The 26,311-nt window shown below is 63.5% G+C and carries 25 protein-coding genes; 11 read left to right on the top strand and 14 right to left on the bottom strand.

Annotated features, from left to right (window positions below; genetic code table 11):
- Positions 1-61 precede the first annotated feature (61 nt).
- Genes CUJ91_RS24735 through CUJ91_RS24725 form a run of 3 tightly spaced genes read left to right on the top strand, consistent with a single transcriptional unit; the run spans position 62 to position 3,039 of the window.
- Positions 62-742 (top strand): ABC transporter ATP-binding protein, encoded by a 681-nt coding sequence (locus CUJ91_RS24735; RefSeq protein ID WP_244231091.1) that lies wholly within the window; start codon positions 62-64, stop codon positions 740-742.
- Between the two features lie 33 nt (positions 743-775).
- Positions 776-1,780 carry an NrtA/SsuA/CpmA family ABC transporter substrate-binding protein gene (locus CUJ91_RS24730; protein ID WP_006050377.1) on the top strand — a complete coding sequence of 335 codons (1,005 nt, stop codon included), beginning with the start codon at positions 776-778 and terminating at the stop codon, positions 1,778-1,780.
- Between the two features lie 14 nt (positions 1,781-1,794).
- Positions 1,795-3,039: an acyl-CoA dehydrogenase family protein gene (locus CUJ91_RS24725; RefSeq protein ID WP_114158051.1), complete on the top strand. Its 1,245-nt coding sequence runs from the start codon at positions 1,795-1,797 to the stop codon at positions 3,037-3,039.
- Between the two features lie 79 nt (positions 3,040-3,118).
- Here CUJ91_RS24725 and CUJ91_RS24720 read toward each other — a convergent pair whose 3' ends face one another.
- Together CUJ91_RS24720 and CUJ91_RS24715 are read right to left on the bottom strand one after the other, a co-directional pair.
- Complete coding sequence (locus CUJ91_RS24720) at positions 3,119-4,174, bottom strand: LLM class flavin-dependent oxidoreductase (protein WP_053860540.1); 1,056 nt, start codon at positions 4,172-4,174, stop codon at positions 3,119-3,121.
- A 151-nt stretch (positions 4,175-4,325) separates the two neighbouring features.
- Positions 4,326-4,901, bottom strand: coding sequence for a TetR/AcrR family transcriptional regulator (locus CUJ91_RS24715; RefSeq protein ID WP_053860541.1), 576 nt, complete (start codon positions 4,899-4,901; stop codon positions 4,326-4,328).
- Between the two features lie 128 nt (positions 4,902-5,029).
- On the opposite strand from CUJ91_RS24715, the gene CUJ91_RS24710 reads away from it, so the two are divergent.
- Positions 5,030-5,764: an SDR family NAD(P)-dependent oxidoreductase gene (locus CUJ91_RS24710; RefSeq protein ID WP_006050373.1), complete on the top strand. Its 735-nt coding sequence runs from the start codon at positions 5,030-5,032 to the stop codon at positions 5,762-5,764.
- Between the two features lie 102 nt (positions 5,765-5,866).
- Complete coding sequence (locus CUJ91_RS24705) at positions 5,867-6,466, top strand: NADPH-dependent F420 reductase (RefSeq protein WP_114157398.1); 600 nt, start codon at positions 5,867-5,869, stop codon at positions 6,464-6,466.
- A 132-nt stretch (positions 6,467-6,598) separates the two neighbouring features.
- On the opposite strand, the gene CUJ91_RS24700 is transcribed toward CUJ91_RS24705, so the two are convergent.
- The 9 genes from CUJ91_RS24700 to CUJ91_RS24660 form a co-directional block, all read right to left on the bottom strand.
- The gene (locus tag CUJ91_RS24700; RefSeq protein WP_006050371.1) at positions 6,599-6,952 is read right to left on the bottom strand and encodes a RidA family protein; all 354 of its coding nucleotides are present in this window, start codon (positions 6,950-6,952) and stop codon (positions 6,599-6,601) included.
- Between the two features lie 81 nt (positions 6,953-7,033).
- A complete protein-coding gene (locus CUJ91_RS24695; protein ID WP_114157397.1) occupies positions 7,034-8,206 on the bottom strand; it encodes an NAD(P)/FAD-dependent oxidoreductase in 1,173 nt (390 codons plus the stop codon).
- Complete coding sequence (locus tag CUJ91_RS24690; protein ID WP_006050369.1) at positions 8,199-9,629, bottom strand: FAD/NAD(P)-dependent oxidoreductase; 1,431 nt, start codon at positions 9,627-9,629, stop codon at positions 8,199-8,201. Before CUJ91_RS24690 ends, CUJ91_RS24695 begins: the two co-directional genes overlap by 8 nt.
- Positions 9,619-10,002, bottom strand: coding sequence for a (2Fe-2S)-binding protein (locus CUJ91_RS24685; protein ID WP_006050368.1), 384 nt, complete (start codon positions 10,000-10,002; stop codon positions 9,619-9,621). Before CUJ91_RS24685 ends, CUJ91_RS24690 begins: the two co-directional genes overlap by 11 nt.
- A 7-nt stretch (positions 10,003-10,009) precedes the next feature.
- Positions 10,010-11,161, bottom strand: a complete 1,152-nt coding sequence (locus tag CUJ91_RS24680; protein ID WP_006050367.1) for an NAD(P)/FAD-dependent oxidoreductase — start codon at positions 11,159-11,161, stop codon at positions 10,010-10,012.
- Positions 11,158-11,955: an ABC transporter permease gene (locus CUJ91_RS24675; protein ID WP_114157396.1), complete on the bottom strand. Its 798-nt coding sequence runs from the start codon at positions 11,953-11,955 to the stop codon at positions 11,158-11,160. The genes CUJ91_RS24680 and CUJ91_RS24675 overlap by 4 nt, the downstream gene beginning before the upstream one ends.
- A gap of 16 nt (positions 11,956-11,971) precedes the next feature.
- A complete protein-coding gene (locus CUJ91_RS24670; RefSeq protein WP_006050365.1) occupies positions 11,972-12,844 on the bottom strand; it encodes an ABC transporter permease in 873 nt (290 codons plus the stop codon).
- The gene (locus CUJ91_RS24665; RefSeq protein ID WP_114157395.1) at positions 12,831-13,910 is read right to left on the bottom strand and encodes an ABC transporter ATP-binding protein; all 1,080 of its coding nucleotides are present in this window, start codon (positions 13,908-13,910) and stop codon (positions 12,831-12,833) included. Before CUJ91_RS24665 ends, CUJ91_RS24670 begins: the two co-directional genes overlap by 14 nt.
- Positions 13,911-13,970: 60 nt before the next feature.
- Positions 13,971-15,029, bottom strand: coding sequence for an ABC transporter substrate-binding protein (locus tag CUJ91_RS24660; protein WP_029968964.1), 1,059 nt, complete (start codon positions 15,027-15,029; stop codon positions 13,971-13,973).
- Positions 15,030-15,187: 158 nt separating this feature from the next.
- On the opposite strand from CUJ91_RS24660, the gene CUJ91_RS24655 reads away from it, so the two are divergent.
- Positions 15,188-16,141, top strand: coding sequence for a LysR substrate-binding domain-containing protein (locus CUJ91_RS24655; RefSeq protein WP_107707885.1), 954 nt, complete (start codon positions 15,188-15,190; stop codon positions 16,139-16,141).
- Positions 16,142-16,207: 66 nt separating this feature from the next.
- Here CUJ91_RS24655 and CUJ91_RS24650 read toward each other — a convergent pair whose 3' ends face one another.
- Positions 16,208-16,954, bottom strand: coding sequence for an SDR family oxidoreductase (locus CUJ91_RS24650; protein ID WP_107707884.1), 747 nt, complete (start codon positions 16,952-16,954; stop codon positions 16,208-16,210).
- Between the two features lie 103 nt (positions 16,955-17,057).
- Here CUJ91_RS24650 and CUJ91_RS24645 point away from each other — a divergent pair, with 103 nt between their 5' ends.
- Together CUJ91_RS24645 and CUJ91_RS24640 are read left to right on the top strand one after the other, a co-directional pair.
- Positions 17,058-18,041 carry a LysR family transcriptional regulator gene (locus CUJ91_RS24645; protein ID WP_029968967.1) on the top strand — a complete coding sequence of 328 codons (984 nt, stop codon included), beginning with the start codon at positions 17,058-17,060 and terminating at the stop codon, positions 18,039-18,041.
- An 88-nt stretch (positions 18,042-18,129) separates the two neighbouring features.
- Positions 18,130-18,486 carry a hypothetical protein gene (locus tag CUJ91_RS24640; protein WP_244231081.1) on the top strand — a complete coding sequence of 119 codons (357 nt, stop codon included), beginning with the start codon at positions 18,130-18,132 and terminating at the stop codon, positions 18,484-18,486.
- A gap of 49 nt (positions 18,487-18,535) precedes the next feature.
- Here CUJ91_RS24640 and CUJ91_RS24635 read toward each other — a convergent pair whose 3' ends face one another.
- Entirely contained in the window at positions 18,536-19,888 is a 1,353-nt protein-coding gene (locus CUJ91_RS24635) for an MFS transporter (RefSeq protein WP_114157393.1), read from the bottom strand.
- Between the two features lie 352 nt (positions 19,889-20,240).
- Between CUJ91_RS24635 and CUJ91_RS24630 the strand changes: the two genes are divergently transcribed.
- From CUJ91_RS24630 to CUJ91_RS24620, 3 genes are all read left to right on the top strand, one after another.
- On the top strand, positions 20,241-21,296 hold the full coding sequence (locus CUJ91_RS24630) for a LacI family DNA-binding transcriptional regulator (RefSeq protein ID WP_175130893.1): 1,056 nt from the start codon (positions 20,241-20,243) through the stop codon (positions 21,294-21,296).
- A 158-nt stretch (positions 21,297-21,454) separates the two neighbouring features.
- Positions 21,455-23,239, top strand: coding sequence for an IlvD/Edd family dehydratase (locus CUJ91_RS24625; protein ID WP_006050357.1), 1,785 nt, complete (start codon positions 21,455-21,457; stop codon positions 23,237-23,239).
- Positions 23,240-23,315: 76 nt separating this feature from the next.
- Positions 23,316-24,494: a fumarylacetoacetate hydrolase family protein gene (locus CUJ91_RS24620; protein WP_114157392.1), complete on the top strand. Its 1,179-nt coding sequence runs from the start codon at positions 23,316-23,318 to the stop codon at positions 24,492-24,494.
- A 5-nt stretch (positions 24,495-24,499) separates the two neighbouring features.
- On the opposite strand, the gene atzF is transcribed toward CUJ91_RS24620, so the two are convergent.
- Positions 24,500-26,305 carry an allophanate hydrolase gene (gene atzF / locus CUJ91_RS24615; RefSeq protein ID WP_114157391.1) on the bottom strand — a complete coding sequence of 602 codons (1,806 nt, stop codon included), beginning with the start codon at positions 26,303-26,305 and terminating at the stop codon, positions 24,500-24,502.
- Positions 26,306-26,311 lie beyond the last annotated feature (6 nt).

Raw genomic sequence — 26,311 nt, 5'->3', positions numbered from 1 at the left:
TCAGCCTACCGCTCCATCTCGCGATCGCGCTGCGGCAGCGCCTTCACGCGAACGCGAACGCATCGGTACTCAAGCATTGGCCGTTTCAGTGCGTGGACTAAAGCGACGCTATGGCCGCCGCGTCGTGATCGACTCGCTCGACCTCGACATCCAGAAGGGCGAATTCGTCGCGCTGCTGGGTGAGAGCGGTTGCGGCAAGACGACGCTGCTGCGCGCGTTGGCCGGACTCGATCAGCCGGACGCGGGGACGATTCGCGCGCCGGAACGTCCATCCGTCGTGTTCCAGGAACCTCGCCTTTTGCCGTGGGCGCCGCTGTGGGAGAACGTCGCGCTCGGTCACGAAAGGACGATTGGCCGCGACGGCGCCGCGCGCGCGCTCGCCGAAGTCGGACTCGCCGGCCGTGAGAACGACTGGCCGCGCAACCTCTCGGGCGGGCAGGCTCAGCGCGTGGCGCTGGCACGCGCGCTTGTTCCCGATCCCGCGCTGCTGCTGCTCGACGAACCGTTCGCAGCGCTCGACGCGCTGACCCGCATCAAGATGCACGGACTCGTCAAAGAGCTTGTCGCGCTCCACCAGCCAGGCGTGCTGATCGTCACTCACGATGTCGACGAAGCGCTGACCCTTGCAGACAGGATCATCGTCATGCGCGCAGGCCGCATCGCGGCCTCGTTCCGCCCCAAAGACCACGCCGGCACGCTGCGGTCCATTCTGCTCGAAGAGCTGGGCGTTCAGTCTCATTGACCCGTTTCCCGTCAAACCGAAGGATCTCAAAGGATGAATGATTCATTGCTGAGCCGCCGCCAGTTGCTGCGCGCGGCGGGCGGCCTGCTGGCCGGCGCTGCCGTGGGCGGCCTCGTTCCGGCGCAGGCAGCCGAACCGCGCAAGCTCACACGTAATACGGACACCGTACGAATCGGCTGGGGCTACGGCAGCCTGCCCGACATCGCCAAACAGCGCGGCGTGTTCGAAAAGACGCTCGCGGCCAAAGGCATCAAGGTCGAATGGATCGGGCCGTTCCCGAACCACGCGCCGTCGATTCAGGCCGTGGTCGGCGGCAGCGCGGACTTCGGCTTCTGGGGATCGACGACGCCCGCGCTCGCCGCAATGCTGGCCGGCTCGCCGATCGTCTTCAATGCGTTCGATATCTATTCGCCGCGCTCCACTTCCATCATCGCGAAGAAGTCGAGCGGCATCAACTCGATTGCGGATCTTGCGGGCCGCAAGGTCGCCGTCAACCGCTCCGGACTCGGCGAATTCCTGCTTATCGCCGCGCTGGAGAAACATCGCATCGACCGGGACAAGGTGCAGTTCGTCTATCTGAATCCGCCCGACGCCGCACCGGCTTTCGCGCAAGGCCGGGTCGACGCCTGGTCGATGTGGTCGCCGGGCGTGGACATCGCGCGTTTCTCGAACGACGCGAAGGACATATTTAACGAAGGCCGCGACCTGGATTTCCTGATCGACTATAGCTCGCTGGTCACGCGCCGCAAGTTCACCGAAGAGAACTCCGAACTGATCCGCGCGGTCATCGATGCGTATTACGTTGAAGGGACATGGCAGTCGTCGCACTCCGTCGAAGCGGAGCAGCTCGTGCAGCGCGAGGGCAAGTATCCGGATCAGGTGCGCGACTATCTCGCCGGCCTCAAGCGCGTGAACCAGTTCCACGAGGCAGACGACGCCGCCTTCATCGCGCAGTTTCAGCGCGCCGCCGACTGGCTCGCGGAGCGCAAGATCATCAACTCGCGCATCAAGGTCGCGGACTACAGCATTAGAGTTTGAACACGGGCGAGCGCATGACTGACACCAGCAGCATCAACGAAGCGAGGCCCACGCAGTGGATTTCGCCGCTGAGCGTGAAGCTCGGCTTCGCGGAGATTATTGCCGACATCGCCGCGACTGCCGCGGCGCGCGAACGGGAGCATCGTCTGCCGCACGACGAGATCGCGCGACTCAAAGCGATCGGCTTCGGCGCGTTGCGTCTGCCGTCCGATAGAGGAGGGCATGGCGTGTCGCTCAGCGAATTGTTGGTCGTTGCCCGCGACGTGGCCGCCGCAGATTCGAACATCGCGCATGCATTCCGCAATCATCTGTGGCAAGTGGAAACGGCGCTCAGGAAGCGGGATCATCCGTTCCATGCACACGTCCTCGCATTGAGCGCGCAGAAAAAGACCGTCGGTCTGAGCTTTACCGAAAGCGATGTGAAGGCGGCCGGCGCGCGCCCGACTCAAGTGTTGAGCCGGCTCGAATGGGATGCTTCGCGCGACCTGTACGTGGGCTCGGGAGAGAAGGTGTACGCGACGGGCAATCTGTATAACGACGCGTTCGTCGGCCTCGCGGTGGAGAGCCGCGCGGGGCGAACCGTGCAATATGTGCTTGAGCGAAGCGCAGGCGTCAGCAACGACGACGACTGGCAAGGTTTCGGTCAGCGGCTGACCGGCTCGGGCACGGCCCGCTTTCGCGACGTCACCGTGCCGGCGACGCATCTTTATCCGCTCGACCCGCCGGCGTCCGAACACGCCGCGCCGTGGGGATTCACGTTCCATCAGGTCTATCTGACCAACTGCATTGCGGGCATTGTGCGCCGCGTCGCGGTGGACGCCGTCGACGTGCTGCGCACGCGCGGCCGCAACTTCTATCACGGCGAAGCCGAGCATCCCGCCGACGAACCCGTGCTTCAGTCGCAACTCGGTCGAATCCGTGCGTATACGGCGAGCGTCGAAGCAACCGCCGATCGCGCTGTCGCTGCGTTGCAGCGCGCCTGGGACGCTTACGGCACGGACGGCGAGTACGAGGCCACGCTCGCTGCCACCTTTGCAGCGTCCGAAGCCAAGGTCGTGATCGACGACCTCGCGCCGCAGATCGCAAGCTGGCTGATCGATCTCGGCTCGGGCTCGGTCGTCTCGCGTGTCGGCGCGCTCGACCGGCACTGGCGCAATATCAAGGTCATCGCCTCGCACAATCCGCGGCTCTATAAGGAGCGTTTGCTTGGACAGAATTTGCTGACCGGTCAGTTGCCGCCTACCGGTGCGTTTTTCTAGGCGTGCATGAAAGCGCCCGCGCGCGTGCCACGATGTGACATGACGGGCGGGCGTTTGACTTTCGGCGGTGGCGTTCTGTTCAGTCCAGCAGGCGGCGAACGCGCGGCATGACTTCCTCGGCGAAACGGGCCATGTCGGCTTCGAAAGGCTGGAACTGCAGCATGAACAGTTCGATGCCCGCGCGATGGAACTCCGCAATGCGCCGCGCGACCGTATCGTAATCGCCGACAAGGCCCGCAGCCGTGCCGCCGTTCGATCCGACGCGCGCCGAGCGCGCGAACGTCTGATGCATCACCGCGTTGGGATCGATGTTGGCTTTTTGCCGTTCCCGTAGCGGCTTGTCGAGTTCGGCCAGCGCGAACAGGTGCTCGAGATGAGCGTCGGCCCCGGACTGCGTCTCGCGTGCAATCACGAACGCCGACAGGCCGAAGCGCAACGCATCGTGGCCGGCCGGACGGGGGCGCGCGGAGACATCGGCGATAAGAGCCGCCACGTCGTCATGCGGCTGTCCGTTGATGAACCACACATCGCCGTGCGCGGCCACCAGCGAACGCGCAGGCTCCGACTCTCCGCCGACATAGATGCGCGGCCGCGCGCGGAACGGATCGGCCGGACGCAACTGATAGTCGTCGATACGGAAGTTGTCGCCGCGATGCGTGAGCGCTTCACCGCGCAGCAACGCATCGACGACGGTGATCCATTCGCGGCCGTACGCGTAGCGTTCGTCGTGTTCCGCAAAGCCGATGCCGGCGCGCTCAAGCTCGGGGCGATTCCATGCGTTCACGAGATTGATTGCGAAGCGCCCGCCGCTGATGTGCTCGATCTGCTGCGCCATCTTCGCGAGCACGGCCGGATGGTACAGATACGGCTTGATCGCGGCGATGATCTCGATGCGCGACGTCAGTGCCGCCAATGCAGCCGATGCCGTCCACGCCTCGAGCTGATCGAGCGAAGGATCGTGCGGATTGATGGTGTGCTGCGCGACGAGCACGGAATCGTAGCCGAGGCGCTCGGCTTCCAGCACGAGCGCCTTGTTGCGCGCCCATGAAGCGTCGTAGGGTTCCGCGGGGTCCTGCAGCGCCGCACGGCTGCCATGTACGAGCGCCCAGACGCCGAAGCGGAGAGGTTGGGACATTGCGCGAGTAACCCCGAGGACGGAACAGGAAGGATGCCTATGTTAAAGGCCGCACGCGTGCGCCGTTCCAATTTCTATCGATATGCAATTGCCGTATTGGCATTTGCAGCGTCAACCCATCCACGTACCTCTAAGAAGCTTGCGACGAATCTCACATTCCCTTCTTCACATCCTTGCTCGACCGGTTCGTCAGCATCGCGCCCGCGATAAAGTCGAAGAGATAATCGGCGCGTGGCGCGAACGACGGCTGGTCGACGACCCAGCCGAGTGCCGACATCAGCGCGAACAGGTCGACACCGTTCATATCGGCGCGCGCGGTTCCTTCGGCCTGAGCGCGGAGCAATAGTCGCTCGCCCGCCGAGTGCACCGCTGCGCATGACGCGTAAAGCGCGGACTCAGGGTCCGCGTGGGCGCTCGCCATCAACGCGACAACGCCGTTATAGCTATGGACGAATGCGACGCCTTCGCGAAACCAGGACACGAGCGCTTCGTCAGGTGGACTCGACGCTTCGAGTTCGGCCGCCTTTTGCGTCAGCGCGTCCAGATGCTCGCGCAGCAACGCCTCGAACAACGCTTCTCGCGTCGGGAAATGGCGCAGCACGGTTGCCAGCCCGACGTCGGCGCGGCGCGCGATATCTCGCATGGACGCATCGGCACCATGTTCGCTGATGACGTCGCGCGCGACTTCAAGTAGATGGCTGTAGTTCTTTCTGGCGTCGGCTCGCATGATTTTCTTGACAAGTGGATCAGTGATCCATATATTTGACTCAGGATGTGGATCAGTGATCCATAAGATACAGCGCTTTTGTTCAAATGGGAATAGCGGCGCTGCCCGACACCACGAAAGGAGAAGTCATGGGAAAGCTAGACGGTAAGGTTGCAGTCATCACGGGCGGATCGAGCGGCATGGCGCTGGCGAGCGCGAAGCGGTTCGTTGAAGAAGGCGCGTATGTGTTCATCACGGGCCGCAGGCAGGAGGCGCTCGACGAGGCCGTCAAGCAGATTGGCCGCAACGTGACCGGCGTGCGCGGCGACGCGGCCAATCTCGACGACCTCGACCGCCTGTTCGATACAGTCAAGCGGGAGAAGGGCAAGATCGACATCCTGTACGCAAGCGCCGGCACGGGCGAAGCGCTGCCGCTGGGTCAGATTACCGAGCAGCACTTCGATGCGGCCTTCGACCTGAATGCGCGCGGCACGCTGTTCACGGTTCAAAAGGCGTTGCCGCTCTTCAACGATGGCGGATCGATCTTCATGACCGGATCGATTGCGTCGATCAAAGGTTTCCCTGGTTTCAGCGTGTATGCGGCGAGCAAGGCGGCGCTGCTCGCGTTCGCACGCGGCTGGCTCAACGAACTGAAGGGCAGGAATATCCGCGTGAACGTGCTGAGCCCGGGGCAGATCGCCACGCCGATTCAGGAACAAGTCTTCGACGAAGAGACGAAGCGGCAGTTCGAATCGCTGGTGCCGCGCGGGAAGATGGGTCGTCCCGAGGAAATCGCGACGGTTGCGCTGTTTCTCGCTTCAGACGATTCGAGCTTCGTGAATGGCGTGGAGTTGTATGTCGACGGCGGCACGTCGGCTATCTGAGATCGCGCCGATAAGCGTGTAGAAGTAGCTATCGACTTGATGAAGGTGGTCCAAGTACTTCCATAAATCCGGATTCCTTATCATATTGAATGGAGTATTCGCATGAGCTATTCGATTATTGGCTTTGGCGCGGTAGGCCAGGCGCTCGCCCGAGCGTTTGCAAGAAAGAACATCGAAGTGACCGTCGCCAGCCGGCGCTCGCCCGAGAGCCTGACGCAGCAGGCAAGAGCGATCGGCCCCACCGTTGTCCCGAAGACGCTGCAAGACGCCATCGCGTCCGACATCATCTTCCTGGCCATTCCGTTCTGGGAACATCGCGAAGTCGCGAAGCTGATCCCGAACTGGCAGGGCAAGACGATCATCGACGCGACCAATGCTTTCGGTGTTCCCGTTGAGGAACTGGACGGTCAGCCGTCGTCCGCGGTTATCGCCAAAGCGTTCACCGGCGCCCGGTTCGTAAAGGGCTTTAACCATCTGCCCGCTGGGGTTCTTGCGTCTGATCCGAACGTGAACGGCGGCAGCCGCGTCGTGTTTCTGTCGAGCGATGACGACAAGGCGGTGGCGCCCGTCGCGGCTCTGGCCGAACAACTCGGCTTCGCGCCGATCGCGCTCGGACCGCTCAAGAATGGCGGCTCGCTCGTCCAGGCCAAGGGCAATACGTGGGCTGAACTGATCTTCAAGGATCTCGTCAAGTTCAAATAGCGGCGCGTCGCGGGAAAGTCGCAGCGGCCACGCGCATTGCATTGCTAAACGCGTGGCCGTGATCCGCACAGCTCCTATCTCAGCGCTTGCCCGACACCACAGCCGCTCCCACGTTTCCCCTACCGCGTTGCCTCAGCCAAGCGCGACAACAGCAATTTCGACCAGCAGCTCCGGCGCGGCAAGTTTGGCCTGCACCGTCGCACGGGTCGGCGCGCAGCCTTGCGGAACCCACGCGTCCCAGACCTCGTTCATGCCGGCGAAGTCGCGCGAAATATCCGCGAGCCAGACTTGCGCGGAAACGAGCCGCGTCTTGTCGATGCCGGCCTTCTCCAGGAAGCCGTCGATTTTCTCCAGCACTTTGGCGGTCTGAATCTTCACGTCGGGCGCATGATCGGCGGAAGTCTGGCCGCCGATAAACACGAGGCCGGCAGCCTTCACGACGCGGCTCATACGTTGATTGGTTTCGATACGAACAATATCGGTCATGACAATTTCTCAGGTTGAGGTCGAACGAAGCCGCCGCGCGTGCTCGCGAAGCGCGCACGACGGAACAAAAAACAGAACCGCTTAATGCGTCGCGAGTTGCGCGGCGCCGGCGTGAGAGGGCGCCGCGTCGCGCTCGAAACGATCGATCGCGAACGCGTCGAGCGAAAGGCTCGGCGTGCCGTCGAGCATCAGTTCGGACACGAGCTTGCCGCAACCCGGTCCCAACTGAAAACCGCTGCCGCAATAGCCGAACGAGTAATACAGATTCGACGCCTCGCGGCTCGCGGAAATGACCGGCAGCTCATCTTCGGTGAATGCTTCGACGCCGGCCCATGCGCGGTTCACGCCCAGATCACGCAGATGCGGAAAGAGGTCGGTCACGGTCCGGGCACTGCGCACGAGCCGCACGAAATCGACCTCGCCGTGACGATTCGCCAGATCGGCAATGCCGATCAGTTTTCCGCCGATCACGACCGTCCCGTTGTCGAACTGCTTGAACGACAGCGGCCTGCCGGTTGCGCCGAGCGTCGCACGGCAAAAGGGCGCGACGCGATGCGTGACCATCAGCATCAGACCTTCGGGATGCACGGGCACGGGCTCGCCCACCTGCTTCGCCAGTTCGCCGGACCACGCGCCTGCGGTGACGAGCAGTTTCTCCGCTCTGAACGTGCCGCGCGGCGTGTGCGCGAGCCAGCGCGTGCCGCGTTGTTCGATGCGGCGCACGGCGGTGCCTTCGAGAAAACGCGCGCCAAGGCGCTGTGCGGCGAGCCGGAAAGCCGTCGTGGTCCGATACGGCAACGCGTAGCCGTCGCGCTCCACCCAGATACCGCCGGTCACATGCCGCGCAAGCGCCGGTTCGAGTTCGAGCACGGTCTCGCGGTCAATGACTTTTTCATGCGTGAAGCCCCGCGATTCGAGTAGCGCGACTCGCTCGCGGCATGTCTGAAGTTCGTCGTCGGTTTCGGCGATCTTCAACTGGCCGGACGCGACAAACCCACCGTCTTCGCCGAGCAGATCGGTCATGTCGTGCCAGATTTCACGCGACATCAGCGCAAGCGGAATCTCCGGCAGCGGACGGCCTAACGTCCGCACGCCGCCCGCGTTGACCCCCGAAGAATGACGCGCGACATAATCGGCTTCCAGCACGATCACCTTCGCGCCGCGGCGCGCCAGATGAAACGCGCTGCTCGTGCCGTGCAGCCCGCCGCCGACCACGAGCACATCGGCTTCATGCGTGACGGTCGTGTCATTCACCGGCGAGTTCTCCGAGCGTGAGCGGCTTGATCGGCGGACGGATGCGGTAATAGCCGACTTCGGCCGGCGAGACGCGGCGCGCATCGGCGATTACTTCGGTCACCGTAAGACCGCACATGCGTCCCTGGCACGGTCCCATGCCGCAGCGTCCGAACGACTTCGCCTGATTCGGTCCGACGCAGCCGAGTTCGACGAACTGGCGCAATTCCCCCGCGGTCACTTCCTCGCAGCGGCACACGACGGTCTCGTCGCGCGGAATGCGGTTGATGTCGCGCGGACGGTACAGGCTGTCGAGAAACGGCCGAATGCGCATCACACCGGCAAGCGCGCGGCGATGTTCGACGGCTTCGGCGTCGCGCGTGGCGGCAGTTAGCGCGCCGAGTTGCGCGGCCACCGCGAGGCCCGCGAGCGTGCCCTGCAATGCGGCCGCCTGCGCGCCGCCGATGCCCGCGCCATCGCCCGCGATGAAGATGCCCGGCACGTCCAGCTCGCCCCATGCGTCGACCTTCGGCGTGAAGCACAGTTGAGCGTTGTCCCAGCGATGCGCCGCGCGCAGCGCCTGCGTGAACTGCGTGTTCGGCACCACGCCCTGATGCAGCAGGATCACATCGGCTTCGATACGATGCGCTTTACCGTGGCTCGTGAAGTGCAGCGCGGCGGCACGCTCCACGTTATCTTCACCGATGCGCCCCTCGACGCGCAGATCGTCCGCTGCCTCGAAGATCGGCACGCCCGCGTCGCGCAACGTGCGAATCAATTGCAGGCCCTTGCTGAGAAACGGCCATGCGCGCAGCGCGGCGAACATGTGACGTTTCGCGCGCCAACGGTCTTCATGACGCGTGGTATCGACGAGCGCGCGGATCGGCACGCCCGCACGCACATACTGCCAGCCGAGCAGATACAGCAGCGGTCCGCAGCCGGCCAACACCGGCGGCGCGGCAGGCACTTCGCCCGCGCTCTTCAACAGAATCTGCGCCGCGCCCGCCGTCAGCACGCCGGGCAGCGTCCAGCCGGGAATCGGGAAGGGCCGTTCCAATGCGCCGCTCGCGAGAATCACGCGCTGCGCGTCGAAGCTGCCGATCTTGCCGTCCTTCAGATAATTGACGCCGCGCTCGCGCGTGACCTGCCACACGGTCGCATTGGTCAGATGACGCGCGCCGGAGGCGGCGAAGGCCTCGGCAAGCGCCGCGCCCGCTGCGTAGTCGGGGCCGAGAATCTCCTTGCGGCGCGCATCGGCGCGGCCGATCGCGCGATAAATCTGGCCGCCTACGGCGTCCTGCTCGTCGATCAACACAGTCTTGAGCCCGGCGCGCGCCGCGCGCGTGGCCGCGCTCATGCCGGCAGGACCGGCGCCGACCACGACGACGTCGACGGCTTCGGAAGCGAACTCGGAAGCGAACTCGGAAGCGAAATCAGCGGCCATGTGCGTTCTCCATCGGTGCGTCGGCGAAGCTCACGGGCGGCAGATCGCGCGCGCCTTCCTGCGAGCGGATACGCATGCCCGCCTTGACTTCGACCATGCAGGCCTGGCGGCTCGGCACGCCGTCGATCTCGACAAGACAATCGAAGCACGCGCCCATCATGCAGAACGGCGCGCGCGGTGCGCCGGAAACCGGCGTCGCGCGAAAACGCGATACGCCTGCCGCGAGCAGGGCCGCGGCCACTGAACGACCACCGGGCACGGTAAGCGGCTGATCGTTGAACCAGATGGCGACGTTGGTGACGGCCGCGCCTTCAGCGCCGGGCAGCACCTTGAAGAGCGTGTGAGCCGGTGTGTGAGTCGATTGAGTAGTCATGTCGGATTCAGTGTGCGGAAATCAGTTCTCTCGCGTGCTCGAAGCGTTGCGCGGAGAAGGTGGGCAACTCGTCGGGCATGGCCGCGCCCATGATCCACGGCGCGACGCGCAGCGCATGCGCGGCCGCGAGCGTCACGCCGCTATGGCACGTAACGACGAACGCGCCCGGATGCGCTTCGGACTGGTCGTAGATCGGAAAGCCGTCAGGGCTATAGACGCGCAGCGCGGCCCACATGCGCACGAGCCGCACGTGTTGCAGCATCGGAAAAGCGCGCACGCCGCGCCGGGCAATGTCGGCGAGCACATGCGTGGTGGTGAAATCGTCGAAGCCGACTTCTTCCATCGAATCGCCGAACTGCACGCTGCCTTCGTCGGTCTGGCGCACGTTGAGCGTCGGATAGTGGAGGAAGGGCGCGACCCGCTCGCTCACCAGCACTTGCCCGCGATTCGGCGCAACCGGTGCATGAAGTCCCACGAACGGCGCGAGCGTGCGATTGCCGAGTCCTGCGGCGAGCACGACCTTTGCAGCGCGATACGTGCCGCGTTTTCCATGCACGACAAAGCCGTGTCCTTGAGCTTCGATGCGCGCCGCGCGCTCGCCCGAGACGAGCTTCACGCCGCGTGCCTGCATCGCCGTGTGCAGCGCGCGCAGCAGCTTGAGCGGGTTCACGTGGCCGTCCATCGGCGTGTAGCTCGCGCCGATCACCGCGGGCCCGACTTGCGGAATGCGCGCGCGAACTTCGGCGGCATCGAGCATCTGATACGGGTAATCGCCCAGTTCGGCTCGCAGCGTCGACAGACGTTTTTCGCGCTCGGCGAGTTCGTCGTCGTTAAAGCAGAAGTGGAAGCCGCCTGGCTGCTTCAACGCGACGTCGATGCCGCTCTCCTGTTGCAGCGCTTGCGCGAGTTGCGGCCAGCGCGTCGCTGAGCTTCGCGACCAGCGTGCGTAGGGCGACAGGCCGTAGCCCTTGCCCTGAATCCAGACGAGGCCGAAATTGCCGCGCGAGGCGCGAAAGCCGCCGTCGTCCTCGTCGAGCACGGTGACGCGCGCGCCTTCGCGGGCGAGCCCGTAAGCGACGGCCGAACCGACGAGGCCGCCGCCTACGACTACCACGTCCGCGAGCTTATCGGCACTCGCGGCGGTGCTTGTCAATGTCATCGAGCTTCTCCGATCAGAATGCGGTCGAGTCCGACCATGCGGTCAAGCAGGACCATCAGCAGGACCGTGCCGACAATCAGCACCGCCGACACCGAAGCGACGAGCGGATCGATCGTCTGCGCGATCTGGTTGTACATGGCGACGGGCAGCGTGGTCGTGCCGGGCGTCGCGACGAAGATGGTCATCGTCAGTTCGTCGAAGCTTTGGATGAACGAGAGCACCCAGCCGCCCGCGACGCCCGTGCGGATCATCGGCAGCACGACGCGGCGAAACGCGGTGAAGCGGCTCGCGCCACACGACAGCGCGGCGCGTTGCGCATCGCGATCGAGCCCGACCGCCGACGACAGCGCGAGACGCAGCGCATACGGCAGCACGATGACCACGTGCGCACAAACGAGAGACCAGAACGAGCCCGACAGATGCAGCAGCGACAGAAAACGCAGGAACGCGATGCCGAGTACGACGGCCGGAATCATCATCGGCGAAAGGAAGAAGCTGGTCAGCGCGGCGCGGCCCGGAAAGCGATAACGCGCGATGGCGAGCGCCGCGGGCACCGCGAGCAGCACGCCGATGGTCGCCGCGGCAAACGCGAGCCGCACCGACAGCCAGAACGCCGAGACGATGTCGCCGTTCTCGATGATCGCGCGGAACCAGCGCAGCGACGCGCCATCGAAGGGCATCGAAATAAAGCCCTTGTCGGTGAACGCCACGAGCATCACGACGACGAGCGGCGCGAGAACGAAGGTGAGGAAGAACGCGTTATAGACGAGCCCGAGAATGCCGTTCTGTTTCATGATCGCTCTCCTTCGCTCAGTCGAAGATATGCCGGAAGCGGCGTTCGGCGAGGCGGCTGCAGCCCATCACGATCGCCACGTTGGCGATCAGCAGCAACACGGCGATGCTTGCGCCGAGCGGCCAGTTCAGCGTGCCGAGGAACTCGTCGTAGGCGGCGGTCGCGACCACTTTGAGGCGCCGCCCGCCGATCAGCGCGGGCGTGGCGAACGCCGACGCCGACAGCGCGAACACGATGATCGAACCCGACAGCACGCCCGGCATGATCTGCGGCAGCACCACGCGGCGAAACACCGCGAACGGCGAGCCGCCGAGCGAACGTCCGGCCCATTCGATTTGCGGGTCGAGCTTTTGCATCGTCGCCCACACGGACATCACCATGAACGGCACCAGCACATGCGTGAGCGCGATGATCATGCCGGTCATCGTGAAGACGAGGCGGACGGGTTCGTCGGTGATATGCAGCGACTGCAACGCGTTGTTGAGCACACCGTTGTTGCCAAGCAGAATCTGCCAGCCGAGCGTGCGCACGACCACCGAAATAAGCAGAGGCCCGAGCACGACGAGCAGACACAGCGATTGCCACGGACGCTTCATCCGCGCGAGCACGATGGTTTCCGGCACGCCGAGCACGATCGAAAGAAGCGTGACGGCGAAGGCGAGACCGGCGGTGCGCAGGAAGATCGTGCCGTAGTACGGATCGCTGACGACCTCCCAGTAATTCGTGAGCGTATAGGCGGAGGTGACGCCGGCCGTGTCGCTGAATACGCGGAACGACAACATCAGCGTGAGCAGCAGCGGCACCAGTAAGAGACCGATGAAGAGCAGCAGCGCCGGCCCCGACAGCAGCCACGGCGCGGCGCCTGGGCGGTCGTCGTCAAGCGTGGCCATGAGCGCCCTCCGGCCGGTCTTGCGTCAGTACGCGCAGGTCGTCGTCGGTCCATGCGAGGCCGACTTCGTCGCCTTCGTCGGGCGGCGGCGCGCCGTGATTCGGTTGCGCGACGCGCAGCTTGCCGAGCTCCGTCTCGACTTCGAGCAGCCATTGATTGCCGACGAAAACGCGCGTCGCGATACGGCCGCGCACGCGCGCATCGCCGTTGGCGAGATGGACTTTTTCGGGGCGGATATAGACATGCACGGCGCCGTCGACGTGTCGGCCTTCGTGCGGAACATGCAGCGTCGTGCCCGCGACATCCACTTCGGCGCAACGCGGATTGCGCCGCAACACTTCGCCGGCCAATGCGTTGGTGCGGCCGAGAAACGTCGATGTGAACGGCGTAGCGGGGCGCTCATAAGCGTCGTACGGCGTGCTCAATTGCGCGATCACGCCGCGATGCATCATCGCGATGCGATCGCTCATCGTCATCGCCTCGACCTGATCGTGCGTGACGAGAATCGTCGTGATGCCGAGACGCTTCTGGATCGCGCGCAGTTCGATGTGCATCTCCTCGCGCAGCTTGGCGTCGAGGTTCGACATCGGCTCGTCGAGCAGCAGCAGTTCGGGTTCCATTGCGATGGCGCGCGCAATGGCGACGCGCTGACGCTGGCCGCCCGACAGCTCCTTCGGATAGCGATGCCCGAGGCCTTTCAGCCGCACGAGAGACAGCGCTTCCGCAACGCGCTCTTCGCGCTCCTTGCGCCTGACCTTGCGCATCTCGAGCCCGAAGCCGACGTTGCCCGCCACCGTCATGTGCGGAAACAGCGCATAGCTTTGAAACACTACGCCGATGCCGCGCTTCTCGGGGCGCTCGTTCGTGATGTCGCGGCCATCGAGCAGAATGCGGCCGGTGGTCGGCGAGACGAAACCCGCGACCATCTGCAGCGTCGTCGTCTTGCCGCAGCCGGACGGGCCGAGCAGCGCAAGCAGCTCGCCGCGTTCGACGTCCAGATCGATGTGCTCGATCGCCGTGAAATCGCCGTAGCGTTTCGAAATGCCTTGCAGAGTCAGAAAGGCCATGCGCCTCGCTCCTTCATCAGATCGCGCGCCGCGCGAGGAATCTGCCAGTGCCGAAGATGTTCAGCGCTCGACCGAACGGTTCCAGCGCTCCGTCCATTCCGTGCGATGCTGGTTGATCGTGGTCCAGTCCATCGCGGTCAGCTTCGAGATCTGATCGGGACCGTAGGGCACGCGTGCAGCAATCTCGGGCGTCAGCTTCACGGTCTTGTTGACCGGACCGAGTCCGATGCCTTGCGCCTGCAACACCTGCACTTCCGGCGTCAACAGGTACTGCACGAATTGCTGCGACAACTGCGGCTGCGCGTTTTCAGCGACCACGCACGCGGCCACCTGCAACGCGACCGCGCCTTCTTTCGGGTAGATGAATTTCAGCGGAAAGCCGGTGTTCTGCAACGCGACCGCGCGGCCGCTGCCGTACGGCGCGAGGATCACGTCGCCGGATTGCATCTGGCCGTCCATCTCGCCAGGCGTCGGCGCCCAGGACAGCACGTTGGGCGCGACCTGCTTCGTCATCGCGGTGAAGCCGGGGTCGATATTTTTCTCGCCGCCGCCCGAGAGGCGCGCGAGCATCACGAGCGTGTGCAGGCCGTACGTGTTGGTGATCGGCGGCACGCCGAGCTTGCCCTTGATGTGGCTGTCGGTAAGCGACTTCCACGAGTCGGGCGGCGGCAAGCCGGCTTTCTTGAAGGCTTCCTCGTTATAGCCGATGCCCGTCGCCACCATGCCGACGCCGATCGCCGACGGCCCCAGCTTCGCGAGCGGGTAGACGTCCTTCATCACGGGCGCGTCGTCGAGCTTCGCGCACAGGTTGAGCTGCATCGCCTGGTACATCGGGCCGTCGTCCATCACCGCGACGTTGATCTGCTGATGACCCTTCTGCGCCTGGAGCTTCGCGAGCGTGTCGCTGGAATTGCCCGCGACGTACACGATCTTCACGTTGTGCGCCTTCTCGAACGGCGGAATGATTTTCTGCCGATAGAGCTGTTCGTTCGACCCGCCGACGTTGGCGACATACAGCGTGGTCTCGGCCTGCGCGATGAGCGGCGCGGCGAGGCTGACGGCGAGCGAAACGGCCGCAAGGGCGGGGGCGGACAGACGGCGATGCAACGCTCTTTTCATGACGACGATCTCCAGTTCCGGTATGTGTGGGGCGGGCTTCGCTGCCCGTCGCTGAAATGCAGTGTCGCGCCGGCTGGCTATGTCGTCCAATACGAATAAAATACCTATCCATACATGGATGATATGGATAGGCAGACCGTCTCCTAGGGAAAATACGCATGAATCTCAAGCACATCGAGGCGTTTCGCGCGGTGATGGTGTCGGGGTCGATGACCGCCGCAGCCAAGGCGCTCTTCACGTCGCAACCGAACGTGAGCCGTCTGATTGCGCAACTGGAGCGCGATACGGGCCTGCAGCTATTTCAGCGCAGCGGCGTGCGCCTGATTCCCACTAGCGAGGGCGAGGCTTTTTTCCGCGAGGTCGAACGCGCTTTCGTGGGCTTGCAGGGATTGGCGAATGCGGCCGCGCAGATTCGCAATCTCGGCAGCGGGCGCTTGCGGATCGCGGCGATGCCGTCGGCGGGCATGACGCTCGTGCCGCATGCGATCAAACGTTTCGTCGAGCTGTTTCCCGATGTGACGGTGTCGCTGCACGTCAATACGTCGGCGACGGTCAATCATTGGACGGCATCGCAGTTCTGCGATCTCGGCGTGGCGGTCTATGTGAGCGAGGCGTCGGACTGCGAGGTCGAGCAGCTATCGGACGTGGCGGCTGTCTGCGTGATGCCGGCGGCGCATCGGCTCGCTGCAAAGCGCAGCATCAAGCCGGAGGACCTGGAGGGCGAGTCGTTCATATCGCTGTGCCACGGCGACGGCACGCGAGCCTTGATGGACGAGGTATTCCTGCGCGCGGGCGTGCAGCGCGTGCTCGCCATCGAGGCGCAGTACACCGCGATGTGCTGCGAGATGGTCCGTCACGGCATGGGCGTGACGCTCGCGCATCCTATCGTCGCGCGGGACTATGCCGGACCTGATATTGCAATCCGGCCGTTTGTGCCGGCTACGCGTTTTCAGACCTATTTGCTGTTTCCGCCGCATCGGCCGCGGGAGCGGCTCGCGTCGGCGTTCGTCGAGGTGTTGCGCGGCTTGCACGACGAATTGCTGGCGGAAGTCGTGCCGCCGTCGCGCAATGCCGCGCCGCGCGGGCGGGCGAGGTTGCGAGCGGGCGCGTGATGCGTTGCGCTCATGCTCCCGGGTTCCTTATAGCGCGCGAGCCACCGCTCCGCAGGCTTTCTTGATTCAAACCAGTCGGGCGCCGCCATCCAGATTCAGCGTGACGCCGTTCATGAAGCCATTGGTCATCAGGAACACCACGCCCGCACCCGCCTCGGCGGCAGTGCCCAAGCGGTGCAGCGGCAGAGTCTGCTTGAGTCCTTCCACAAAGCCGTCGCGGGCCTCGCCCAGCGCCTTGTGAAAGATGGGTGTGTCGATCGGTCCCGGTGACAGCGCATTGACGCGAACCGGCGCCAACTCGAGGGCAAGACCGCGAGCGAGCGCCTCCATTGCCGCCGACGCCGCGCCGAGTACCGCGGTCCCATAAGCGTTCGGACGATCCGCGAGGCTGCCGGAGATCAGCGTGATCGAGCCGTCCTTGCTCAGGCGATCGCCCAATGCGCGGATCACATGGACGGCGGCCCAGATACGCTCCTCGAACGCCTGACGCAGATAGGCCACCTCGGCGTCGCGCACCTTGCCCGCGACGAATGTGCCGGCCAGCAGCACCAGATGGTCGACGCGAGGTATGTCCTTCACGGCGCGTTGGAGCGAATCGGCGTCGGTGACATCTGCAGCGCGCCATCCCGCGAAACCGTGGTCTTTCGCCGCCTGTTCGGCGGCAACCGCGTTGCGGCCCACAACGATGACCTGCGCGCCTGCCTGCTTGGCCTGAATCGCGGCCTCGAGCCCGATGCCCGAAGTGCCGCCGAAAACCAGAACGGTCTTGTCCGCGAGTTGCGCCGCGTTGCCTGCCTGCACTGCGTTAGTCATTTTCTTCTCCAGGGATGAACGCCCGTTGGCGTCGTTGGAAAGCAGATTAATTGACGACGTGCAGCTTGATAATTGGGCCGGACATCGCTTTAATAGTGCCACCATGGAACAAATCGAACGACTCACCGGGCTCATGGCGTTCGCGCGCGCCGCGTCGCTCGGCAGCTATACGGCTGCCGCACGTTCGCTCGCGGTTTCGCCGTCCGCGATCAGCAAAAGCGTGCAACGGCTCGAGCAGCACTTCGGGCTCAAGCTGTTCAGCCGGACAACGCGCTCGTTGACGCTGACGCCTGAAGGCCGCGATCTGCTCGAAAGGACGCAACGCCTGCTGCGCGAAGCGGAAGACATCGAGCAGGCTGTGGCCGCGGCTCGCGCCGAGCCGGCCGGCACGCTCAAGGTGGCCACCTCGCTTCCCGTTGGCGTGCACATTCTTGCTGCCGCGTTGCCGCAATTTCGCAAGCGCTTTCCGAAGGTGAACGTCGACGTTCGACTGAGCGACCGGATTGTCGATCTGATCGAGGAGGGGATCGATGTTGCGGTTCGCGTCGGCGATCCGGGCGACACGAGACTGATCGCACGCCGGCTCGCGCCGCATCGGATATGCGCGTTTGCGTCGCCGGATTATTTGAAGGCGCGCGGCACGCCCCGGCACCCGAGCGACCTGCAGAGCCACGATTGTGTGAACTTCCGCTATCAATCGACGGGGCAGCCAGCCGTCTGGCCGTTCTGGATGGGAGACAAGCTATTGGAGTTGTCGCCGCCGTCAGGGCTGACGATGGACTTGAGCGATGCCATCGCCACGGCGCTCGCAGCCGGTGCCGGCATCGGCATTTCGGCCACCTATATCGCGGCCCCGTACGTCAAACGTGGCGAACTGGTTCCCGTGCTGTTCGAGTACGCTTACGACCGGTTTCAGCTTCACGCGATATGGCCCGAGAGTCGCCGGAGCAATCCTGCGGTGAAGGCGTTTATCGCTTTCTTGCAAGAAGTTTTTCCGTCGCCGGCGCCGTGGGACGTGGACGTCGAGCGACACGCGCGTGCTGCGGCAAAATCACTCAAAGGACGCGTGGGACGCCCGTCGAGATAGCATCAAATCAAGTGTGATCCTCTCGCGCCCGACGCGGTTCGCAAGCGGTTGATTCCATCTGTCACGCTGCTGCTGGTAGCATGGGACATTGAGTCGAACTACCTCGGGCGGCATTATGACCACGTATCAGTCGGAGACCCCATCATCGAGCCCTGAGGCGCTCGCGGCGCTTGGCGAATACCTCGAACTCGCGCTGAGCAAGGGCGTCAGCTTCATCGTCGTGCGACGGGGCTCCGACTCGAGCGCCTTATACATCGGCGACGCGAGCGTGCCCGCCGACGAATGGACCCGTTCCGGCTCGATCAGCAACGCCGCGGTGAGCTCGATACTGGAAGCGACGCAGTCTGGCCGGAACGACCTGCTGATTGGCGGGCAACCTTATCGCTTCCTGCGCACCTTCACGCAGGTCGAGAACGATGGCGCGATCGTCTTCACTCCGGTCTGAGATAGATGTGACCCAGATGTGACTCCCGATCGCGCCAGCGACGATTCGCTCATGCGTCTTGAACCGGGTCCTTGTTCAGCATGCTCTTCGGAATCGACAAAATAAGCACGCAACTGACAAGCAGGCATGCGCCAAGCGCGTACGTACCATTGTTGATATTGCCGGTCAGGTCTTTAGCGATGCTCGTAATCATCGAGCCCGTGAAGCCGGACAGGTTGCCGACGGAGTTGATGAGCGCAATGCCCGCAGCAGCGGCGGTGCCCGAAAGAATCTGTCCTGGGAAGGTCCAGTAAATCGGCATCAGGCCGAGAATCGCGCAGGTCGAAATCGTCAGAAACACAATCGACACCGGAACATTGTTCGCGAACAGCGCACTCAAAATCAGGCCGACGCCACCGATGAACGCAGGAATAGCCGCATGCAATCTGCGCTCCCCGGTCTTGCGCGAGTGCGATGCATTCCAAAGCATTGCCACGACGGCGCTAAGGTAGGGAATGGCGGTCAGCAGGCCAATGTTCAAAGTACTCTTTACACCGGAAGCCTTGATGATAGAAGGCAGCCAGAAGGCCAACCCGTAAAAGCCGGTATTGAACGTGAGAAGAATGAACGTCAGCAACCAGACGCGCGGGCTTCTCAGCGCAGCGCCAACGCTGTGGGTCTTTTTAGCACTTTCCTGTTCGAGATTTCTTTGAAGCAAAGCCTTCTCGGACTGTGTCAGCCAGGTCGCCGATTGAATTCCGTCGCCCATACGGAAAAGCACGACGAACGCGACGAGAATAGAAGGAATGCCTTCGAGCAGGAGCATCCATTGCCAGCCTCCCATGCCGAGCAGACCGTGCGTGTTTTCCATCAACCAGCCGGAGACGATGCCGCCGAGCGTCAGGCTGACCGGAATGGCAATCAGGAACCCAGACATCGCCACGCTTTGGCGCCTGGCCGGAAACCAGTAATTCATATACAGGATGATGCCGGGAAAGAACCCAGCCTCGCATACTCCGAGCAGAAACCGGAGCGTGTAAAACATCGTCGAAGTCTCGACATGAAAAAAGTGCGAAAGCGGGGAAATGAAGGCGAGTGACGAGGAGACGATGCCCCATGTCACCATGATCCGTGCAATCCAGAAACGCGCGCCGTAGCGATGCAGAAGAAGATTGCTGGGCATTTCAAAGAAGAAGTAGCCCCAGAAGAAAATGCTGGCGCCCACGGCATAGACGCCGTCGCTGAAGCCGAGCGAGTCGAGCATCTGCAGCTTCGCGAATCCGACATTGACGCGGTCGAGATACGCGACGACATAGCATAGAAGCAGCAACGGCAGGATGCGCTTCAAGACCTTGCGATACAACTGTTCTTCGACCTCGTTGGCTACCGCCGGCGCGGCTGCCGCCTGAGTGAGGGTTGGCATGGGACTGTCTCCTTTTTGGTGTGTCTCGAACGGTCCCGTTAAAGCGGAGACCGCTTTTAGCATCTCGTTGTCATGCACCGGTACGTCGTGCCGCTCATACATGCTCGCCGTGCGCTGCTATTTATGTTACCGATAACATATCGGGACGAAACGTTGCTGGCGGCGAAAATGTTATCGGTAACGAAGGTAGCACGACGCGGCCCAAAACGGCAAGCCAGGGGAATCTACTTAGGCGCCCCGTACCGAGTGTCGTATCATGCTCAGTCGCTGCCAGCCGGTGCTGCCGTATTCCGCCGACTCGCGCATTCAGGCAACATTCGAACAACATTCAGGCAACCCAACCCCGAGACCGATGGGCACTACCCGCATCAACGACCGTGTCGTCAGCGACCCGCAAGCGAGCCCGCCTCGCATGTCCGACGTTGCGCGCATCGCGGGCGTTTCGAAGATGACGGTGTCGCGCGTACTCGCCGGGCACAGCGTCGCGCCGGCAACCCGCGAGCGCGTGCAGCAGGCAATCGACAAACTCGGCTACGTGGCCGACGCCGCGGCAGGCGCACTCTCGTCCGGCAGGTCGGAGTTTGTCGCGGTACTGGTGCCGTCTCTGGCGAGTTCCAACTTCTCGGATACGGTGCGCGGACTATCGGCCACACTCGAACCACACGGCTTGCAACTCCTGATAGGCGACACCGACTACGACCTCGTTCGCGAAGAACGGCTGGTTCGCTCAATGCTCCGATACCAGCCTCGCTGCATCGCGCTGACGGGTTCGCAGCACACTGAAGGGACACGGCAACTGCTCCAGCGCTCGCGCATACCCGTCGTGGAAATGTGGGACTTGCCGGCGAATCCGATCGATATGGCAGTGGGCTTTTCGAACGCCCGCGCAGCGCGCGAGATGGTCCGATATCTGAAGGAGCGTGGTTACCGGAAGATAGGTTTTCTGGCCGGCGCCAGCGACCTCGATCGACGCGGTCTCGAGCGCCTGAAGGGCTATCAGCAGGAGATGAAAGCGCAAGGGCTCGGCGAGCCTCGCGTGATCCGCTTCGGCGAGTCGCCTATCACGATGAGCCACGGCGCTCCGGCGCTCGACGCGCTTCTCGAACAGTGGCCCGACACCGACGCCGTCATGTGCGTGAGCGACATGTCGGCGTTCGGCGCCATCATGCAATGCCACCGCCGCGGGCTCAGCGTTCCCGCGGACATCGCAGTGGCGGGCTTCGGCAATTTCGAAGTTGCCGTTTGCTGTCATCCGACCATTACCACGGTCTCCGTCGACGCGTATGGCATCGGCTCACGCACCGGCAAGCTACTGCTGTCGTCGCTCGGTTCGGTCAGCGCACAAGCGGTGCCGCAGCGCCGCAAATTAACCATCGATTACACCGTCATTGCACGCGAAAGCGCGTAGCCTTTTCTGCTGCACGATGCCCGCGCAGCGTGATAACATCCAAAAATGTTACCGATAACAACGCCTGCAAAAAATGTCGCGACGAAGCTAGAGGCAAGCGGCAATCACGGCGATAGTGGCTACCATATCGTCAAGACATCGAACGAGGAGTACAAGCGATGACTCAACTCAATTCAAGGCGGTTGCGCAGCCAGGAATGGTTCGACGACCCCGCCAATGCGGACATGACCGCGCTTTACGTTGAGCGCTTCATGAACTATGGCCTCACGCGCGAGGAATTGCAGTCGGGCCGGCCGATCATCGGTATTGCGCAGACAGGCAGCGATCTCGCGCCGTGCAACCGTCACCACATCGAACTCGCGGCGCGCACGAAGGCGGGCATTCGGGACGCCGGCGGCATTCCGATGGAGTTTCCGGTTCACCCGCTCGCGGAACAGAGCCGCCGTCCCACGGCGGCGCTCGACCGCAATCTCGCGTACCTCGGTCTGGTGGAAATCCTGCACGGCTTCCCGCTGGATGGCGTCGTGCTGACGACGGGCTGCGACAAGACCACGCCGGCTTGCCTGATGGCGGCCGCAACGGTCGATATGCCGGCCATCGTGTTGTCGGGCGGCCCGATGCTCGACGGCTGGCATCACGGCAAACGGGTCGGGTCGGGAACGGTCATCTGGCACGCGCGCAATCTGCTCGCGGCGGGCGAGATCGACTACGAAGGCTTCATGGAACTGACCACCGCCTCGTCGCCGTCCATTGGTCATTGCAATACGATGGGCACGGCGTTGTCGATGAACAGTCTCGCCGAGGCGCTCGGCATGTCGCTGCCTGGCTGCGCGAGCATCCCGGCAGCGTACAGGGAGCGAGGGCAGATGGCGTATGCGACCGGCAAGCGTATCGTCGACCTCGTGCGGGACGACGTACGGCCGTCGAAGATCATGACGAAGGCCGCATTCGAGAACGCGATTGTCGTGGCGTCGGCGCTGGGCGCGTCGAGTAATTGTCCGCCGCACCTGATCGCGATTGCCCGTCATATGGGTATCGAACTGAGTCTGGATGACTGGCAGCGCGTCGGCGAAAACGTGCCGCTTATCGTCAATTGCATGCCCGCCGGCGAGTATCTCGGCGAGAGCTTCCATCGCGCGGGCGGCGTTCCCGCAGTACTACGCGAGTTGGACCGCGCTGGCCTCGTGCATCGTGAGTGCTTGACCGTGTCGGGCGAGTTCGTTGGTGCTATCGCCGATCGTGCAGCCGAACCGGACCGTGAAGTCATCAAGACCACCGACGAGCCGCTCAAGCATGGCGCTGGTTTTATCGTGCTGTCGGGCAACTTCTTCGACAGCGCGATCATGAAGATGTCGGTCGTCGGCGATGCTTTCCGCAATACCTATCTGAGCGAGCCCGGTGCGGAAAACGCCTTCGAAGCAAGGGCAATCGTGTTCGAGGGACCCGAGGATTATCACGCGCGCATCAACGACCCGTCGCTCGAGATCGACCAGCACTGCATTCTCGTTATCCGCGGCGCGGGCACCGTGGGTTATCCGGGCAGCGCCGAGGTCGTCAACATGGCGCCTCCCGCCGCGCTCGTGCGCCAGGGCATAACGTCTCTTCCGACGATGGGCGACGGCCGGCAAAGCGGAACCTCGGCGAGTCCTTCGATCCTCAACATGTCGCCCGAGGCGGCCGTGGGCGGCGGACTCTCTCTGCTGCAAACGGGCGACCGCGTGCGTGTCGACCTGAACGCGCGTTCGGTGAACGTGCTGGTCGATGACGAAGAGCTTGCACGCCGCCGCGAGACAGTCAGCATCTCGATTCCGCCGGCACAGACCCCGTGGCAAGAGCTATATCGGCAAACCGTCGGCCAGTTGTCCACGGGCGGATGCCTCGAGCCCGCGACGCTCTATCTGAAAGTGATCGAGGAGCGCGGCAACCCGCGGCATTCCCACTAAACTATCGACACTGACTTCAATCGGCGATACGTTGCGCCGACATGATCTGCCAACATACACGGAGACAATCGCTACCATGACTTCACGATTCGCTACCAACTATCTGCCGCACGATGTCGAGCGGGCGCTGCTTGTCGGCCGCGTCTGGCGCAAAACCGCCGCGTATGAAGGGCCGTCGGTCGTCGTGGTCCGCAACGGCGAAGTGCTGGATATAACCGCGAGCGCGCCCACCACGGCCGATCTGTTCGATCGTGAAGACGTCGTTCAGTTTGCGCGGACGGTTGCGGGCGAAGCGCTCGGCTCTGTTCAGACACTGGTGGAAGCGAACCTGGGCGCTGTGCAGGAACACGCACCGCGACTGCTTGCGCCCAATGACGTGCAGGCGATCAAGGCATGCGGCGTCACGTTCGCGGTGAGCCTCATCGAGCGCGTGATTGAAGAGCAGGCGGGCGGAGACGCCAGCAAAGCGCAAGAAGTGCGGCAAACCATCGCCGCGACTATCGGAACCGACTTGTCCAAAATCAAGCCGGGTTCGGAAGCAGCGATGAAGCTCAAGGCGGAACTCGAACGACGCGGCGCATGGTCGCAGTACATGGAAGTCGGAATTGGTCCGGATGCCGAAGTATTTTCGAAATCGCAGCCGATGTCCGCAGTAGGTTTCGGCGCAGACGTCGGATTGCTGGCTGCGTCGAACTGGAACAACCCGGAGCCGGAGATCGTTCTTGCGGTCAACAGCCGCGGAGAAATTGTCGGCGCGACTTTAGGGAACGACGTCAATCTGCGCGACATAGAAGGGCGCTCGGCGCTGCTGCTGGGCAAATGCAAGGACAACAACGCGTCCTGTTCGATCGGTCCTTTCGTGCGTCTGTTCGACGAATCGTTCCATCTCGACTCGATCCGCGCGACAAGCGTTGCGCTGCGCGTGGAAGGGTCGGACGATGGCTTTGTCCTCGAGGGCGTGAGCCACATGAGCGAGATCAGTCGCGACCCCGAGGATCTCGTCGCGCAGACGTGGGGGCGCCATCACCAGTATCCCGATGGTTTCATGCTGTTCCTCGGCACGATGTTTTCGCCTATCAAGGACCGCGACACGAAGGGCGGCGGCTTCACGCATCACCTTGGCGACAAGGTGACCATCTCGACGCCGGAACTCGGTGCGCTAATCAACACGGTGCGCCTGAGTACCGAGGTCGCCCCGTGGACTTTCGGGGTGCGCGCGCTGTATCGCAACCTGGCGTCGCGGGGCGTGCTTTAAGCGCATTATTTGCGCTCGCTGGCGAGCCACGCTCGCCAGCCGCCGAACTCGCTGATGTCGACCCCGGACTCCACGCCATACGGCTCGCACACAAAGCCTGTCACCCATGTGCCGTTCGCCAGTTCGACTTTGCCGAGCCCAAGCGGAGACGGGATGGTTGCGATGAACGAGCCCAGTTCCAGGCTCGGCATCTCCCATACTTCGACGGCGATCGCGGCGCCTCCATCGGGCACTCGCCACATGCCGGGCCGCCTCGTGCCGTCCGGCGTGGCGGCCAGTGCAGATAAGCGGTAGTGCGGAGCGGTTTGCGTCGCTTCCACCAGGCGCGCGCCACGACGAAGCAGATCGCGATTGAGCGGCAGGCCCTGCATGTGAGCGCCGCATACCGCGACGCGTATGCGGTCGTTGGCTGCTGCTCGCCCGTTGCTCGCATCAGGCGCATTGCCTCCCACGCATTCGACTCCGCTCATTCGCTGTAACGTGTCCGCCACGCTCAACAGATACTGATCCGTGAACGCGCGACCGAACACGGTCACGCCCCACGGCAAGCCATTTTTCATGAATGCGGTCGGCGTCGCCACCGCTGCATAGTCGAGCAGATTCATGAAGTTCGTGTAGTAGCCGAGCAGCGAGTTCGGTCCGATCGGGTCGCGCTCCAGTTCCGCTAACGTAACGGGACGCGGATAGGTCGGCGTGAGAACGAAGTCCACGGATTCAAGCGCGGCGTCGCACGTGACCTTCAGCGCTTGCAGACGATATTGCGCGCGAAAAAGCTCGACCGCGGTGGCACCGGGCGCTTTCGCGAGTACGTCGCGAATCACCGGTAACACAGCGTCTTGATTAGCCTCGATCAACTCTCCCGCGACGGTGTAGCGCTCCGCGACCCACGGCCCTTGATAAAGCAGATTCGCTGCTTCGACGAACGGCGCGAAGTCGATTTCGACGGCTTCGCCACCCGCGGCTTCGAGCATCGCGCGGGCCTTCGCGAACAACGCCGGGCTTTCGGCGCAGCCCGCGAATTCGAGCTTCGACGGCACGCCGAAGCGGAACGTGGTCAGCTTGCCGAACGCGCGCGCGTCGTTCCATTGCGGATTTCTGCGGCTGTATGCGTCGCGAGGATCGGCGTGCGCGGTGAGCGCGAGCAGTTCGCTGGCTTCGCGCGGGGTCGCCGTGAAATAGGTCACGCAATCGAGCGTGCGGCAAGCCGGCACGACGCCGGCTGTCGATAGCAGACCCTTGGTCGCCTTGAGCCCGACGAGATTGTTCAGGCCCGCCGGCACGCGGCCCGAGCCGGCTGTGTCGGTGCCAAGCGCGAAGCTCGCGACACCGAGCGCGACGGCCAGCGACGAGCCCGCGCTCGATCCACCCGACGGATACTCGGGATGCACGCTGTTGCGGCACTTGCCGTATGGCGAACGCGTGCCGTTCAGGCCGGTAGCGAACTGGTCGAGATTGGTCTTGCCGAGCGGCACGGCGCCGAGCGCGATCAACTGCGCAACGAGCGTCGCCGACCCGGCGGGCGTATAGGCGAAAGCAGGGCACGCTGCGGTAGTCGGAATACCGGCCAGGTCGATGTTGTCCTTGATCGCGAACGGAATGCCGTAGAGAGGCAATGATTCGACATCCTGAGTGTCGAGCCATTCCAGATACGGCGCAATTTCCGCCTCGCTCAGAAGGTGGATGAACAAATGAAACTCGGGATTCAGTGCAGCCGCTTTCGCCAGCAGTTCGCCGATCAGCTTGCGCGGCGTCATCGTCCCGTTAAGGTAAGCGGCGCGCAGCGTGGAGAGGCGCAAATCGAATGAAGACATGGATAA

The organism is Paraburkholderia graminis, from assembly GCF_003330785.1.
GTDB lineage: Bacteria > Pseudomonadota > Gammaproteobacteria > Burkholderiales > Burkholderiaceae > Paraburkholderia > Paraburkholderia graminis.
The sequence above is the reverse complement of the archived record's forward strand: the minus strand, read 5'-3'. Positions and strand labels throughout refer to the sequence as shown.